At 31.0% G+C, this 17,722-nt stretch carries 9 protein-coding genes; all 9 read right to left on the reverse strand.

All coding sequences use genetic code 11. From position 1 onward, the window contains the following. Window positions 1-825 precede the first annotated feature (825 nt). The 9 genes from CUU64_RS20420 to CUU64_RS20460 all read right to left on the reverse strand — a co-directional run bounded on the left by CUU64_RS20420 (window position 826) and on the right by CUU64_RS20460 (window position 17,618). Window positions 826-1,071: a hypothetical protein gene (locus tag CUU64_RS20420; RefSeq protein ID WP_101635520.1), complete on the reverse strand. Its 246-nt coding sequence runs from the start codon at window positions 1,069-1,071 to the stop codon at window positions 826-828. Between the two features lie 1,600 nt (window positions 1,072-2,671). Next, window positions 2,672-2,863 (reverse strand): hypothetical protein, encoded by a 192-nt coding sequence (locus CUU64_RS20430; protein WP_257985611.1) that lies wholly within the window; start codon window positions 2,861-2,863, stop codon window positions 2,672-2,674. A 418-nt stretch (window positions 2,864-3,281) separates the two neighbouring features. After that, window positions 3,282-3,416 (reverse strand): hypothetical protein, encoded by a 135-nt coding sequence (locus CUU64_RS22820; protein ID WP_257985612.1) that lies wholly within the window; start codon window positions 3,414-3,416, stop codon window positions 3,282-3,284. Between the two features lie 477 nt (window positions 3,417-3,893). Further along, window positions 3,894-4,970 carry an HNH endonuclease gene (locus tag CUU64_RS20435; RefSeq protein ID WP_101635522.1) on the reverse strand — a complete coding sequence of 359 codons (1,077 nt, stop codon included), beginning with the start codon at window positions 4,968-4,970 and terminating at the stop codon, window positions 3,894-3,896. Continuing rightward, a complete protein-coding gene (locus CUU64_RS20440) occupies window positions 4,963-6,495 on the reverse strand; it encodes an AAA family ATPase (protein ID WP_101635523.1) in 1,533 nt (510 codons plus the stop codon). Before CUU64_RS20440 ends, CUU64_RS20435 begins: the two co-directional genes overlap by 8 nt. Window positions 6,496-6,897: 402 nt before the next feature. Beyond that, a complete protein-coding gene (locus CUU64_RS20445; protein ID WP_101635524.1) occupies window positions 6,898-12,798 on the reverse strand; it encodes an ATP-binding protein in 5,901 nt (1,966 codons plus the stop codon). Between the two features lie 994 nt (window positions 12,799-13,792). Beyond that, window positions 13,793-15,361, reverse strand: a complete 1,569-nt coding sequence (locus CUU64_RS20450; RefSeq protein WP_101635525.1) for a hypothetical protein — start codon at window positions 15,359-15,361, stop codon at window positions 13,793-13,795. An 863-nt stretch (window positions 15,362-16,224) separates the two neighbouring features. Then, a complete protein-coding gene (locus CUU64_RS20455) occupies window positions 16,225-16,443 on the reverse strand; it encodes a hypothetical protein (protein WP_101635526.1) in 219 nt (72 codons plus the stop codon). A gap of 278 nt (window positions 16,444-16,721) precedes the next feature. Next, entirely contained in the window at window positions 16,722-17,618 is an 897-nt protein-coding gene (locus CUU64_RS20460) for an HNH endonuclease (protein WP_101635527.1), read from the reverse strand. Between the last annotated feature and the right edge of the window lie 104 nt (window positions 17,619-17,722).

The raw sequence follows: 17,722 nt of genomic DNA on the forward strand, positions 1-17,722 counted from the left end.
AACTCTGGTTGATCAGTTATATCAATCGTAGCAGCGGGTTCATCCAACGAGGGAAGAGGAATTTGTTCATATTCCCATTCTAAGTCATCCTCGATATCCTTTTCATCAAAGGTGAGTTCTTTATCATCCTCAAGGTTGAAATCCACCTCTTCCTTAATTAAGAATTTCATCATATGTATCCCTCACTTTTATCTCTTATTAATTATACAAAACAGCAGTGCAGAATAATGGAACCATAAATAAAAATCCTTTAAAGGGACAGTTCTTTATGACGACTGAAAAATTATAACGGATAATGAAAACAAAATGCAGGGTAGATTTGAAAATGTGTTCGGAGGCTTAGAAGACCATTCTTCATTAGGTGAGCCTGACCATTATTATGATTGGCAAAATGCACTTGAAGAACTTAGAAAAATAACTAAACAATGATGTGAACATATAAATGCTAAAAATATTTAAATCAAGAACAATTGTATTACTTGCACATGCACATTTCCTGATATGGTTGTAAATGTTAACAAATGTATTTTTATTGTTTTAAATAAAGTAAACCAATTAACCTAAGAATCAAATGGAATGTGACCTGAATCATATTTTAAGATGTTTATGAAATTCTATGATGAAAACGAAAGAACCGACAGTTAATCGGTTCTTTTTAATTAGGAGAAAACTCATTGAGATTTCGCGATTGGAAATCCACCTAAATATTTATAGAAAACGATTTCATCACCTTTTCCTTCATCTGCCCATTTAATTGAGTGGTAGAAAATGCAAGCCGCAATATTTAAATATGATTTTGCTCGGTCCACTGCTGCATTCCAAAATTTAAAAGCACATTCGTTTGGGATGTTTCACTTTATTGAGAGATTTATTTTTATCTAGCTGTTTTTCAATTTCCTTTAACACTGATTTAGTAACGGCACTGTTGTAGTAAAGTCTCTCTGCATATTTGGTTGTACTATACTTAGTTACTCCTTTAACCGAAGCAGCCTCTGTTTTGGAAGCCCCTGGTAAACAAAAAACTCCTAATGCTAATGAAAAAGCTATTAAAATACTGATTACTTTTTTCATGTTAATTCCCCCTGTTCATAGGTGGTTTTATATATAGAGTAAATATGTTCTTTAAGGCGTGTGTTACAAATAACAAGCCCTTAGTATATATTTTCACCTTTGCCTTGCTGCTTTGCAAGCGTCACCACAATACGCGTTAGAACCTTTAAGAACACTACCAATCTGTCTTTTACTAGGTTTTTCGATATATTTACGACACGTTTGACATTATATATGCATTAAATTGCTTTTTATATAGCCAAATACTTTGCCCTAAGATGTGAAAAATAGCACCTTCGTAAAAATTTTTATCTTCTTCCAAGGGATATAATAGTGTTATATTATTCAATTCGAATTCTTCTTTCCAGACTCAAGGTTTCGTTCTTCTTCATCTAAATGATTCAAAAATTCAGATATCTGTTTACCTAATTTAGCTTCATCAGTTGAATAGTAATCTAGTAAGGGGTCGTTATTGTCGTTAGAAAACAATAGAAAGTATTCTAATCCTTTTTGTAAATGCAGGAGAGGAAATTTATAAAAACAAACAAAGTCTTTTGTATCATAGAGTTGTGGATACATATCTTCTCCGAATTGATTTATTGCTTTAAGCTTATGTTCTTTGGTAAGAATATGACACTGGACATATTGGGCAAATACTAATTCTGCCGGGGCGTGAACAAACTCTGGATACGTATTTGATGCTCTTATTAAAAAATTTCTTAATTGTTTTCCTTGAAAAACTCTAAATTAACAAAGTCCAAGAACCAAAACTGACCTCTTTCCATAGGAACCGTTACCGCCCTTTATATTTTGTTTTTTTTGCGTCTTGCAGCTTTGCAATTTTCACTACAATAAGAATTTAAACTTTAATAGAATCCGAGATATGTTTCTTACTTACGTTATCTATAAATTTTTGGCACACTGCACAAATAACAAAAGCATCTAACTTTTTTATAATTAGAAATGCTCTGAGCTAAAACTGATTCTAAGCAGCTGTATAAACAAACTCATCTTCCTCGGCAGAGTCTAAAAGCATTGTGTTAAAAAGTCGGAATTGTGCTTCCATAGGTAACCCCGATTCATCTTCTGGAAAATTATTAAAAAATTGTTGATTTCTTCCACTAACGAGAAATAAGACCTTCAGCACAAAGATTCTCGCTGGTCTTTTTGTTTTGATTTTCGTTAGGAATTACAATTGGTTTTGTAAGATAATCTTTTTAATTCTGTTCATAGCATTTTTACGGTCTCTTTCTGATTTGTCCAAGAGATCTCTTGCGCTTTTTAGTAGTAGCGGTTTCGGTCTTTTTTTAAATTCAATAATATTGTTATTTTGAACTCTTCTCTCCATCGTTACAGATCCCTCTCTCTTTTTGTATTAATTAAACAATAATATTCATTCCTCTTCTAGCATTTTATTTGCTCGGTTAGTTATACCCTCATATAAATTATCACCATACTGCTCCTTCATTTGAAAAAAACAGAAGGATACGCCCACGCTAAATGTTTCTGTAGTACTTCATCCTTGTTATACCTCACAAAGTTACCGATTAGCCCTTCCTTATCCAACTTTCTATAAAAATCCACTTTATAGCGAATTCCGAATTCCTTTATAATATCGTTTTTACTCCATTAACCCCAGCTGTTTGTGAACGTTGGATTTTATGTTATGAATGGCTTTATCTATAACTGGTTCGGATTTCATGAACTCAATTAAAATGTAGATGGGCTTACCCTCTAGAGCTACTTGATATAACTTTTCCTGAAAACCAATTAGATCCTTTTCAGCTGCGATTGTACGAGCCATGAACCCCATATCATCACCCCTAAATAATAGTTCCGATAGGATAGCTGTTTAACTAGGATTTGCCTGTCGATTTTCGCTATATATACTCCACCGACTAGTTCCCTTTGTTTGGCCCTTATTCATTTTTAAATCACCTTTTTATTTTGTATGTCTGAAAACCTACGTCAGGACCTCTGTTTGCGGGTTTATCAAAAACCATTCACCTTGTGAGACTGCCATAAGAGCTACATGCTGTTCGATAGTCAAATCAACATAATTGCTTACACAGGAATTAGGATCTCTTTGAATGTCACCGTCATTTTAAAGATAACAAGGAAAGTACTTTTTATAGTGAGTGCCGAATAATAATCAGCTGTATCTACAATCGTATCAACTGGATGTTCATCTAATTCCTTATCCCATGTATACATTTCACCAAAGAAATCAATTAACCGGGTAAATCGGATATGGTTGGTCCTTTTTTATAAATCCAGAACGTTTTTACCTGTTCAAAACCTATAAATCCCCAACCTTGACCATTTTTAATCCAGATAATTGCTTCTTGTTGATCTTTTTCTGTCAACTATTCAAATGTACCTTCTGAAGTACCATTTCCCCACCAAACAAATTTAACATTCCTATTTTGTTTTAATACGGTTGGAACATGTAATAAGGTTAAATCTTGTAAAACAAGATCTCCTAGCGTTTCATAGTTGTCCAACGTAACCCATTTTCATTTGTCATGGTTTCCCATTCTCGTTTTTATTGTGTAATTTTCGGTACACGTAAGGGGTGTGCCTAACTATACTTATTCGAAAGAATAAACACAATCAGACACACCCCTTTATAAAAAAGGGAGTCGGAAACACTCCCAGCAGGAAAATTTAGTGAAAACCACCCTTCCTGTCCACCAAAATGCACCTCAAGTTGGTTGTTTATAATAAAGTAGTTAAGTATTGGTTATTTTTTATGAAAATGAAATATTTAAGAGTGCGATAATGGCTATTTTCGCACTCTTATTTATCTGGAGTATAAGAAAGGATTTTGAATCTATTTATACCTAAAAAGGATTTGTAATTCTTAAATTACTAGTTCCAATTTCAATTTCATTAGCTATATACATACTAAGATTTAACAAGTCTTCTTTATTCAATTGCAATTGTTTAAGATAATCTAATCTTAACTTAGTTAAAGAATCTATCTTTTTTTCTTTCAAAATATTTACATATTGGTCTTTAATTTCTTCTTTGATTTTTAATTGAATATCATTAATAGTTATATTTTCAATATATTTAATCTGTTTAATGACATTACGCTGAATTTCTTCCTTCAACTTTATTAATTTCCTTCTACAATACTTATTATATCTTTCTTTTAAGTGAAAGAGTTTGAAGAAATTAAGTACCTTTTCTTTATCTAAAAGTGAAATTGGTTCAAAGAATTCAATTTCAATGCAATCATTTTTATAAGTAAAATAAAAATAATCATCTAAGTTATCAAAATATGGATGCATAATAGGTAAGTACAATTTTTCTTGCTTTATTCTATCATTACAAGCAGAACACGCAACAACTAAGTTTTTGGGATAAATAGCTAGTAATGGATACCGAGATTTGGGAATAAAATGATCTACTGAGGATGAATCAAATTCCATTTCATGAATATCACAATATGGACAAGTACTTTCAAGAGTTAATTCTTCCCTTAATTCTCGTATTGCATTAGTTTCCCCAATTGTTTTATTGAAAATTTTTCCATGGATTAAATCTGAATAAAAATATTCGAATGCCTTAGTTACTTCTTTAGAGTACGAGGTAATATCCATCCAATCCTGGGAAAGAAAATTTTTATAATTAACAACAAACTCATTGTACTTTTCAAATAAATCCATACCTTCATACTTTAATTCACAAATATGGTTCTTTAAGTTAGTTCCTGTAGCTACGTCCAAAAAACTATATTTACAATCTGCATCTTTTTTCAAATCCTGCATCTTTTTAACTAAAATATCTATATCAGACTCATTTTTAGCTTCAAACCTGGGTTCTTCATTTACAAAATTTAATATCTCAGCAACAAAATCATGATATGGCCCGATTAATTCCTCGATTTTATCTGACCACTCTACTTTATACATCTCTATCACCTTTTAATTCTCTAAATGCCTTAATCTTTAAAAATAATTGATATTTAATCTCACTATCAGCTATCTGTGAATATATATTTAGTGCCTTATCAATATCTCCAATCTGCAATAACTTCTCAATTACGTCTACATATTCATTAATCATTTCACCTTTATGATCTTCTATATTAAATATATCAGAAAGAACATCTTCATAATTTAAACCCAATGTTTTGTCATTAACTTTTACTTGCTTAATTGAATATCTATCCTTTTTTAAGCCTATAAGACAGTTCTTTGTGACATCAGAAACTATCAATGGGGAATGAGTAGCAATAATTACATGACATTTTCTATCTCCTAATAAATCTATTAGTGTCTTTATATATCCCCTTATCCATTTAGGATGTAAATGTGTTTCTGGTTCATCGATTAAAACAACAGAATTTTCATTTACATGCTCATGTAGATCAAAAAATCTCATAAACATACTTAACTCCCCTGAACTTAACATCGAGATTGGAAAAGGGTCACTATTAAAATTATTCTCAAACCATACATCATTCAATAAATTAAAAGAGAAAAGATCTAAAAACTCCAAATCCCATAACAATTGTTGATTTCCACCGGGGTAATAATATATATCTGCTATGGATAATAATCTACTTTTACCATTTTTATAGGCTGATTCATAATCTTTTGTAATTTTGAATAGTATAGAAAATTTTTCCAGAATAAACAATGTTTCTAGTATATAATGTTCCCCTTTAAAACTTAAATTCCCATAATCTCTTATATTACTTGAAATCTTAGAAAATGCCCTCTCAAATTTAGTTTTGAACAAATTAGTCCTTTTACGTACGCCCATTTGACTCGATAGTTCATCTAATGTTTTTACATAATTATGTATTTTTTCTTCAACCTTTAAATCTAAATTCAAATAAGATAGGTTGTATTCTTCATCCTTCATCACCTTTAGCCTTTTTATTACTTTATCTAAGGCATAATGAGTTCTTAGTTGAAACTCTGATAGCTCAAAGTATAATTCTCTTTTTTCATACCCAATATATTTTAAGATTGAGTAGACTTCTTCAAATTTATTGGACGCAAATTTCTTTAATATACGTGTTGATAATCTTTTTATACTTTGATCATTTATATTCGTTTTTTGTAGAAAAAAGTTTTTAGAACTCCCTAATTCTTTTGTTACATCTAATTTATCTATAGGAGTATAAGAGGAAACAACAATATTTGAAGGATGTTCTAAACAATCAGTGTAAGATGTTTTAGTATATTCATTTCCCTTCAATTTGTAATTCACTTCATATTTACCCATCTCTCTAGACCTTTCAATTGGAAAAAAACTATTGATTATCAATTGAAAAATAGTTGTTTTCGCAGTTCCATTCTCACCAATTATTACTGAGAGTCTCATTTCTTTATCCTTTTCTAAGTCCATTATCTTAGATTCTGGAAATTCCAACTCGAAATTTTCTAATTTCCTGAATTTATCTACTTTTATTCTTTTAATGAACATTAATTTTCACACCTAACAATTTATTTGAATTCTCTCTCCTATATCTGATTTACAAGGAAATTATAACCTATTTAATAGTAAGTCAAAAGACAGGTTTTTTATTATTCTCGTCTATTATTATTAAGATGATTTTACTATAAAAGAATAAAACCTTTTGTAGCGAAAAATTGTAAATAGCTGTCTTATATCCATAAATTTAAAATAAAACGTAAAAATATACAATTCTTTTCAAATGAGTATATTTATAACAAGTTTCTCTCGTAATAATTCTTATCTATTAAAAGAGTGCGATGGAATTCCCGTAGAAATCACTAATTTCATATACTAAAAATATTGCATGCAAAAAAAGACACTGGGTAATTCCAGTGTCTACAACCTTTCCAATGCTCCACTTTATATTTTTCAGTATAAATATGGCATAGTCTTTAATTTATTAGTTTTATAGTAAGTTAATCCAAATCTACTAACTAAATTATCTATTACCCCCTTATCACATAACCATCTACACAATAATGGTTGTCTAAAGTAATTTTCATGAATGGCCTCTCTACTCGGAAAAACAAAGCGTTCAAATTCTAAAATGCTTTCGTTTTCTTTATTTATCCATCTTAATGGATTTTCCCTTGAAGGAGTTATATTCAATAAATCTTTTAATATAGGCGAAGGATACATCATAGTATTCCCATATACAAACACACTAGTACCTACAAGTTCATTCGTCAAGCAAACTCCTGTATTTTCCAAGAATTCTTCTTCAATAATTAGTAATTCTTCATCCCCTGAAAGATATCGTGAGACAATTCCCCCCATATTTAGAGATTTAGTTATTGATAAATCCTTTACCAATACGTTATTTTTAACTAACTTTGCAGTTTCCATATAAATTATTCCATCTCTACTACCAACCGGGTACCAAATTACCCCACCTATAACATACATATCATCAGGCACATTTTTTTCTAATATCCCCTTCAAATATGGTTTACCTTTCGACAAAGAGTTTTCTCCAAGATATTTTTTTAGTTCATTCTCTATATCCCATTCTTCTTCATAAGTAACCTTTGGTATTTTTGTAATTACCCAAGCATCATCTGTATTCAATAAAGCTTGAGCTTTTATAGATAAAGGGACACTTCTCCACCGTTTCTTTTTCTCTTCGCCATACAGAATCTTCATATCTAATTCAGTATATGACCGTGGGAAAAGCATAGAGTCTCCCGGTCTAGATGCATCCTGAAAAAAGGAATCCTGTCGTAGTGATTTCTTCTCACTTTGTAAAAAATATCTAATATCATCATTAGGATTATAAGTAAAACTTTCCATTATACTTAAAAATCTTTCCGCTGCATTACTTATCTTAGACTTATTAAATATTGAAGGATAATCGATAGGAAGCTCGTACCTTATCTCTTCAGCTTTATATTGAATCTCATCTTCATTTCTATTTTTAATAGTTGAATATAGTTGAATCTTTTTAGCTAAGTCGTTTGTCTCTTTATACTCTTTTTCAATACAAGAATATAAAATATTGAGTCCTTCAATATTTTCTTGTGACCATCTTTGTGACATTAATATTAGATATTCTCTCTGTTCATCAGTATATAATTCCCATGATTCCGAAATGAACTTAAATATTTCTGAATATCTTTCAACTAATAACTGTAAACCTTGTAAACAGATTTCAATTCTGTGAATATTCCTAGTTGAAATTTGTTCTATAAGAATATTACACGTTAATTCCAAAATATTTGTAGGTATCAGCAACCTACTAGTCGATGGTTCTATTATTTCCGAATTAAAATTTAAATGTCCACATCCAGTGATCCAAGCATAATGACATTTTAATTCTTCATCGAAAATATGTCTTACAAATTCAATAGATAGCAAGTCACCTGCATATTGTAATAAAAATTCCATATTAGAGCTACAAGTATAATAATTGTCATCATCATACAGATTGTTTATATTATACTCAGCCAAAATCCACAAAAAGTCTTTATCAAGTATCCCTATAAGTTTTTCCACAATATTTCTACATCCAGACTGTTCCCAAGCATATTTTTCTAGTCTAGTTAAAATAAATCCAGTAAATTTTTCAGCTATATTTTTAGTGTTTTCACCACGTTTTTCAATTATATCCCATGCAATATTAACAGAGGTCCACCTCATTAATGAATCCTGTTCATATTCCAAAAAATGAATTATTTCGTCTGTTTTCATTTCAATTAGATTTAATTTTAAATGTTCTTCCTCTAATTTTCTTCTTTCACTATATTCATCACGAGTTTTTATTTGATCATTACTACTTTCTTGGAAAAGAGCAATCTTTGCATGTTCTGGTGATATTTCTGCTAATAAACTATCAATTTCTTCAAAACCAAATTTTTTACCTGTGTTTACACATTTCAAATAAATATTTTTTAACCCTACCCTATCTTCTTTGTTATACCAAGATAATATTCCGCAGCTCAATATCCAGATAGAAACTATATCTTTAGCCTCAGTACAACTTTCTACCAACTCAAATAGCTGATCATATATTATACTTAGCGAAAAACGAAATTTTTCATCTTGTTGTCTTAGTTTCCAGACATCAGTAATCCCGCTTTTTACTGCAGCAGAAGCAATTTCCTTTTGTATATCATATGAAGCTCTATTATTCCCTTTTATATCTGCTATACTAGATAACTGATATAGTTTTAAACCTCTAGTTTGCCACTCAGAAGGACACTGTTTGATAATCTTCTTAAAATATTTTAGTAATGGCCATAAAGCATATTCCTTATGATCCACATAACTAACAACATCCCAGTGTAACTTCTTATCAATCTCATTCATGAAATCCGGAACTACAATTTCACCATATTTTTTAAAGCATTGATGGGTTTCTTCATAATTACTTTCTAGAAAAAGTTTTTCACCGTTTTCCCCATACAGTTCTAATAGATATCTTTTTACTATTTCTGTGTTTTCATTCCTAGTTAAAAAGTCTAATATAATAGTCTTATAATGCATTCCTAATAAATTTCTTTCAAATAAATGCGTTTTTAATAACTCGTAAAGATAGTCATTTTCAATGGATGTTAAAAGATTCCTTTGATTTAAAGATATAAATAACAGTATTTTAAATCCTTCATTAAAATTAAAAGTTCTTACACCTTTGGTCTTATATTCTAAAAAGTCTCTATAACTTGTGATAAGCAGCTTTTTAGTGTTTGTGTTTTTATTATTATTCAATTCTCTTATAGCTCTACCTATAAAAAAGCCATGGCGAGTCAGATTTTTTAGATATTGGTAATCCTTATCTTCATCTCTCTTCTTTGCGGTTTCTTTTATCAAATTATTTATAAAACTTAATCCAACTATCGTATCCTTATTAAATTCTTGGAATCCTATAATTATTGATAAAAGAATAGCTCTAAAACTAGTGTCATTTGTAATATAATTAAAATTTTCAAACCCGTTCAAATCTATTACTGGAGGAATCTGATTATTAATTATTAGGCAAACATGGGCTAATAAGACATCATTTGAAAGTTCTCTTTCCTCAGCTATTCTAGCTAAAATCTTATTGTAAATTTCAATCTGATTATCAAATAAGATATTTATTATATTTTTTTCTATACATTTATAAGAAACTCCACCATGATAAATAATTTCAAGTGCCTTATCAGTTTCGTTCATTTCAATTAGTTTTTCAAAATAAGTGTCATTAAATAATAAAGTTGACTGTATTTCAACATCTGTTTGTTTAGATTTATCTATCTTAGCATAGTCCTTGTTAAACTTTATAGCCAAATACGCCCAGTTTGTTATTATTTCATCTAATAAACTTTGATCCCAAATCACACTATTCTCTTCTGAGGTAATTGTTCTAATAAAAGATGCTGGGCTGAAATCCTTCATCCATAGATTAAAAGTACAGCTTGCTCTAAAGTAGGATATAGGATCATTATATGTTAATAAATCAATACAAAATTTCAACATGAGTTTATAGCTTCCTAGATTGTCTTGCCTTAACTCATCAGCTCTTAATTCATAGTAATTTAAAGTTTTCGTATATGACCTATCCTGTAGTTTATAATCCTTTTCATAATATTCATAGTAACGAAAATGCTGGTACATTGTGTTTATAGCAAGGTAAACGCTATTGTATTTTTTCCAATCTTTAGATTCAATAGCAGAAAGATAAGCCAAGGTTGCATATTCTTGCAATGTCCCCCTCGACATTCCATTGGCCAATGAATGTATTACATACTCTACATTAAAAACTTCTGATATTAAATCCTTCCTATCTGAACTGATTAATAGCGGTATCAAATTGTTTAAACTCTGTATACTATAATTATCTCGCATAAAATATTCAGCTAGTTGAAATGCAATACTTTTATACTTGGCACCACTACTGTTATTAGCCATCAAGAAGACTCTAAAATCATTATGAAATATTGCATATTCATTGTTATTAATTTTCTGTACTAAAGGAAAGAGCAACTCTAGCAATTCATCCCAATCATCTTTTTGTAAATTTACATTTAGGGCTTTACTTAAAATATAGGAATTTACTCTTCCATTCAATAAAATTATCGCACTTGCTACTACTTTATCTGGAAAAGGAAATCCCAAGTTCTTTTTATTTAAACAATCGGATACAAATTTCCATATATGGCTATAGTAATTTGTTATATCACCGCTCACAATTTTTTCATCTAATATCCTTTTAAAGTCTTCAATTATATTACAATATTTAGCTTCTTCAACTGCAAATGCTACTGATAAATTATTCCCTTTTGTTTTTTCAAAAATAAACTCAGATAAAACATTAATATTAATATCAAGTTTTATCTCCTTTATGTTCAACAACTCAACAATATCTTCTTTTAAAAGAGGTGGTATCTGCAAATGTTCTACGTGTTCAGTTCCAGTTTTTAACCAGAGTGGATATTGGTCGTATAATTGAGCAGGTTGTCCTACAATTACAAATACTACACCTACTGGAATTTCATCAGGGTTGAATAAGCTATGCAAAAAAGTTATCTCATTATTTGCTCTCGCTGCATGATCAATACCATCTATACAGATGATAACCTCTTCACCAGTTTTATCAGCTAAAAGTTTCGCTAAACGAATTACTTCTTTTCTCATTTGCTCAACAGAACATAACGCGTTAGTAACAGGAATATTATATTTGTTTAACTCTCCCTTGAAATATTTTCTTAATTGAATCAATAAGTCATTCCATAGGAATTCAGGTTTACTTAAACCTGAATCAACATCGTAAAATCTTTGTTCAGGTGAAATAGGTTTAAACGTGTGATATCTAGCCTTAAAAAGATTATGATTTAATTGCAAATAACTTATAAGACTTGTTTTTCCACTTCCCGGTTCACCGGATATCCATATTACTTTTTGATCCTTTTCTTTAATATTTTGAATCACACTATAAGCGAATTCTTGACGACTTTTAAAAAAAGGCATTGGATAAGGTAATTCATGCTCCCCATGCTCTTTATCATTATTTAGTGATAAAGCATCAAATACATCTTCAATTGTTACTTTTACTTTATCTTTCCTTCTAGTAGTTGTCCAAATCCTCAAATTAGAACAAAGCTTATCAAATAACCCCCTTGCTACCAGTAGATTACATTTAAAAGCATTCTGTAATGATCTTAGCATCGAATCTTCTAATTCTTCTAATGAACCCTCATTACTTCTAATTACAACTGATCTTAGAAAATCTAGTACTAAGGAATCCTCACCTATTGATGCTTTAAATTCATTCCACTGGATTCTTAAATCTCTATCATTAATTAATCTATTAATTTCTACTATAGAATTTGGTTGTTCTACATATGATTTTATTTGTTGTATAAATTCCTCTAACGATATTGCTTTATACCTTTCGCCATCAAAGGTTCTTGTTGTTCTATTTACCCCTAATTTTCTATTAGTATATAAAACTGGTGTAATAACCTTGCTCTCATTTTCTCTAGCTTCTTCCCAACCACTAGCTAATGCTTTTATTAAACTCATTTTGGTACTTCCATTTTCCCTAGTGGTTGAATCAATTAATTTTGAAAACGTAAGATTGCCCTTCCCTGCATCCCCGACTTCATGCTTAACTTGAAAGCATACTTCTTCCTTATCTCCAACTCCTACAACCACATCATCTATCGTATTATGAACTTCTGATTGAAAAATTACATATGTAATATTGCTGTCAGGATTAATCATTTCTATAATTCGTTCTAAACCAACATACCATTCGTACCAGTATGGATCTCCAATTCCCGGTGTCGACATTTTATCACCTCTAAATTTGCTTTCTCCTGAATATTATCACTTAATAAATTTCTTAATTATTAATTAATTATTTCAACCGCCAATATGTAACTTGCTAAACAATCCATCAATGTTTTCCTTCATAAAACTTCTTAGCCCCATTTTCTTGGTCTAGCAAGACAGATATAGAAATACAGTCATTTCTTTTACTTGCTTATAAGGGGAACCATCTAATAAAGGTACTGACGAATTTAATATTTGAAAATTTAAGCATAATACGTATAAACATAATTTGATTCAATCTAGTACCTTTATTTTACAGGACCAACCAATTCATGTTCAATACTTTGAAGTTTGGCCATGCAGCAATAAACAGGGATAATTATGAACCAAGAAGAACACGCATGAATCTCTGCTCAACGGAGGGTGTAAACCAATAATTGTAATAGCACCGTTTAGTGTTGGATTTGTCGTACAGAGTGGTATCTGGCAAGTAAACTATAAGTCCTATATCTATACACGCTGTGTATCCGTGTATTATTTAGGAGAGGGAGCGCGTTTATCGCATCCCATCTTTCATTCCATATTTAAAACCAAACCCTATACTAAAAGACATACCATATTTAATTAGGATTTTTAGATATTGATTATTAATTAGAATAGTAGCCTGTTATATCAAGGGTTTATGACTAAGAATAATAATTGTAAAAAAATGTATGTTACTTAATAATCCTAATATAGTAATACTGATTAAATTAAGAAATGTATTAATGGAATTTATTGCTGCGTTAATGTTATATATATATCAACTAATTTTAATATCGATAAATCTAATAATTAAAAATAAGTAATTTTTTTACATTTTCCAAACAAAAAAATTACCTCTACCTTTTTAGGTGAGGTTTTTGTGCGAACATTTGATATTAACCTGGGGATCTATGAAGGGGACTGATAATCTAATATAACGTTAAATAGACCGATAATACACTAAAATTTTAATGTATCATCAGTCACTTCAATCTACTTTCAAAATCCAGTCTGGAATTTCAACTTTTAGAGGACTCGCTTTCCTTGTACCTTTAAGCTTTTCTAGATATCCCAACTCATCAGTTTGAATGACTTGCGTAAGATTATTGTATGGATTAGGATAACGGCCAGAGATAAAAGAAACCTTGCTCTTTAGTTCATTAACAGCTTCTTGTAATTTTACTTTATTTGTTAACAAGTTCTGTTCCGCTAACTTCCTCACCATAATCTTGTGAGTATTAATATCCGATTCTCCTACAAGTGGTATAGATTGATAGATAAGTTGAATATCTTTAAACAAGACATTAAAAGGTTTTAAATGGCCCGGTAAATCCTTAATGTTTGTTTCCAATACCTCTGAATATAAAGATATGTTTTCACTATTTAAGCCTGTTAATTCTTCATCTAACTTAATCTTGTGATTAACAGAACCCTTATCATAAAAGAAACGAATCAGTTCATCTCTTTGTTCAGAAGATAATAAAGAATCCTTATTTGAACGCGACGAAACAAACGTCTCTACAATGATTTTTTTGATTTCTTCAAGAATATAGAAATCCTTCATGTAATTAGCCGCTTTCGTTTCATCTTCATCGATAATAAGGTCGTGGTATAGAACATTTTCTTGATGCTCAGCAAAATATTTAATTAGAGATTTACGATAAATTTCTAATCCTAAAAGTCCAAGACGGGCTATCAATTCTTTCTTCATTCCAATAAAATAAGGAATTGTTTCAGGTCGAAGCAGCTCCCAGCAAATTTGGTATTGTGAAGCAAAGAACTTAAATTCTTCTTCATTAGCTACATTTTTAAGAGCTTCAAAACTCTTTTCTTTCCTGGCTTTGCTGAGATCGTGATTTATTTTCAAAGAAATCGGATGTTTGCTTAAAGACTTAGTACGTACTTTTCCGTTTTCAGCATCGAATTCGCAATATTCATGGAATTTTTCTTTATAGCCTTCAGTGTCTTTGGTTAAAGTATTTTTGCCGATCCCAACGTGGATTAAATCTTTCTCAATAAGCTGAAAAAGATTTGCAGAAAATTCTTGGTAAGAATCGTGATAAAATACGCCAAATTGTTCGTCATGCAACTTGTTACTATATAGATTTTCAACAGACGTTCGCTTAGGTAAGCCAACAGTTCCCATTGCAGCAATTTTAAGTAATAAACGTTTAGCGTTTTTCTTCATAGAAAATACTTCGGACGAATTGAATTTTTTAAGATTTTTCATGTATCTTAATTGGCCTGTTTCGCCGTTTGTGGTTACATGAAAGTGAGAAACTAGAAAACCATTTTTCTCAGATAATAGCTCCTTATCCTTTAACTCTTGAATAACCCGGATTAATGTCTTTTTTTGCATATGTAATTCTCTACGGATTTTGTCCCTATCCACGTAGATCCGACCATCAGCACCATCTATGCAGTTAGCTACAAATAGGATAAAATTTATAGCATTTGAAGAGAGGTTAACATGGTTAACTCCAATTTTATGCATAATATCACGATCCAATTTTGCAGTCTTATATGTATATGCTTGTGTATTGTTTAATGCTGCCATATCAAACCCACCCTTTTAAAGTAATGTTATTATTCTTTCTTCGCTAATCATACTCTGAAGAACAGCTCTTCATTTGCTCTTATGCTTGTAAACATTCTACTTTTTTGTATAAGTGCTGCAAAATTTTTGAATGTTGACTTTAGTCCTAACAAGCCTTCCTTGTTATAAATGACACAAAAAAGGCAGTTCCCTAGCGTCTTCGCCCCTGTACTTTTCTGAGAAAAAGTCGGTGACGGAGATTAGACGCGGGGAACTCCCTTATTGTGTCTTTTGTATTTTAACTTGAACGGATATTTTATACATTAAACTCCATAGAAAATATACCACAACTTAATTCGATTTATCAATGAAAAAATATGAATTATTACGTGATAGTATTAATAAGTGTACAATGTACCCGAATTCATAGTTAATGTCAGCAATTGTTTTTGGTGATATTGAAACTTTCATAGGTACTATGCTTTCCGTTCAATTCATTAATATATCTTCCATATTGCTTTATACTCGCGTATATGGGCTTCCATCAACAAAACGTGAAAACATACGCTAAGCAAATTTCGACATGAAAAAAAAAGCTAATTTTCTCTATGCTAAGTAATCAGCTTTTTGATTTATCCTGCTATACAATCTCGCTCCTTTAATTGAATAACTAAGATATGTCTCTATCCTAAAACCACTAAAGAAACTAACACAAAGATTACTCTATATTAGCATGACGTTCTTTCATGGTTTTATTTGTTTCTCCTTTCATTTCCATTAGTTGAAGAACAATACTATCATATAGAATGAAAGAACTTTGCTCAAAAAGAGACCCCATAGGTTGAATAGATTCAGATACCTGTGTATCAATCACTGTAATACTATCAGCTAATTTCGCAATAGATGATTGGGGGTTCGTCAGTACCGCTCCCCACTTTAACTGGTGAAGCTAATTCAGGAAGTAAAATAGATTGCTCGCTCAAAGAAGTGTAACCTTTTTCGGACAGCCATTCGTTTAATTCAGCTTCAAATTGTTCTTGAGAATCAATGTCTATAGAATCTATTAATCTACTAATTAAAAGGCGCATAATAACTACGTACACATTAAAAGTTCTCTTTTTTTCTAATAACTGTTGAATATAGCAAAAAATTATAGTTGCCGAAACACCGATAGAAAGATTGCTCAGAACAAAAAGGATTACATCGACAATTTGATATACGATACTTCCATCCTAAAAAGCCTCTGGATAACCCTCAGTATTGTCCACACTTTACGAGTAAAAATAAGCAATATACAAATAAAAAAATAAACCAAAATCAATGTTATCGAGTTTGTCTACAGTCTGAACAGTATATCCTTTCGGATATACATTTTCTTTTTTTATCGATATTCACTACCACCGCCCCATATAGAGCGACCTCCGCTATGTGCGGTATGTTCGTGAGTTTCTTCATTTACTAATTGTAAAAGGCCCGGTTCTTCGTTGTGGTGCCATGTATACCCATCAGGAGTTTGTCCGTTTTCCAATGCTTGTACATCAGCATTGGAAAGTCCTAACTCTTGAGCAAGATTGGGATTCTCTTGGATAGCTTGATACAACGTTTCATTTGCTACATCGAAATGTACATGGTCACTTTCCAAATACAATTCTCCAGTAAGAATCACACTGAAATCCGATTCAAACACAGGGAATGTTCCTTCAACTACTTGTCCATTTGGTAATTCTACTGTTTTTTCAACAAAAGGTACGCCAGTGTCCGGATGTTCATATCCATTTAAACCACTGTTCATGGTATCAAGTTGTTCGGCATCAGCAACATCCGCTCCGTCTATGATATCTACGACTCCGACTGCTAAAGTGGTAACAGCAACTACCTTTCCAATGTTTTTTAACCCTTTTATTGTCTCTTCCTTATTTCCGCTCGTTATGCCTTTATAGGTGGTGCCAGCATTAACCGCTGTATATTTTACAGCTGAACCTATTCCTTTTACTGTTCGGCCAGCAGAATCTTTTACATTCTCTATTCCTTTTTGTTTGTAATACTCATCTTTTTTAATTGCACCATATGTAGTTTCAGCGATTCCTTCCGCTAACTGTCCGAAATTATCCATCGCGATCTTAGATGCGCCATGTACATTTTCTCCTACTTCTTCAAGCCATTCACCGGCATCTTTATATTTGGTTCCAACTGCTTTGCCAGTCAATTTGACCGCTCCACCTACTAATCCACCCCCGACAGTCCCGATTCCCTTGCTTAAACTCCTAAACAATCCCATGAAGAACCTCTCCTAACATCTATGAATCTTTTGTCCTATTAATTCTCATTTTACTATTTTTTGGTCAAAGATGTTTTAAGATTAATTTATTTTGTTTACAATCT

This window comes from Bacillus sp. V5-8f (assembly GCF_002863565.1).
Taxonomy (GTDB): domain Bacteria; phylum Bacillota; class Bacilli; order Bacillales; family DSM-1321; genus Peribacillus.

What these genes read in the sequence shown, in the direction of transcription:
- CUU64_RS20420 (WP_101635520.1), bottom strand. Translation starts at nt 1,071, where the DNA reads ATGAAAAAAGTAATCAGTATTTTAATAGCTTTTTCATTAGCATTAGGA.
- CUU64_RS20435 (WP_101635522.1), bottom strand. Translation starts at nt 4,970, where the DNA reads ATGTATAAAGTAGAGTGGTCAGATAAAATCGAGGAATTAATCGGGCCA.
- CUU64_RS20445 (WP_101635524.1), bottom strand. Translation starts at nt 12,798, where the DNA reads ATGTCGACACCGGGAATTGGAGATCCATACTGGTACGAATGGTATGTT.
- CUU64_RS20440 (WP_101635523.1), bottom strand. Translation starts at nt 6,495, where the DNA reads ATGTTCATTAAAAGAATAAAAGTAGATAAATTCAGGAAATTAGAAAAT.
- CUU64_RS20450 (WP_101635525.1), bottom strand. Translation starts at nt 15,361, where the DNA reads ATGGCAGCATTAAACAATACACAAGCATATACATATAAGACTGCAAAA.
- CUU64_RS20460 (WP_101635527.1), bottom strand. Translation starts at nt 17,618, where the DNA reads ATGGGATTGTTTAGGAGTTTAAGCAAGGGAATCGGGACTGTCGGGGGT.
- CUU64_RS20430 (WP_257985611.1), bottom strand. Translation starts at nt 2,863, where the DNA reads ATGGGGTTCATGGCTCGTACAATCGCAGCTGAAAAGGATCTAATTGGT.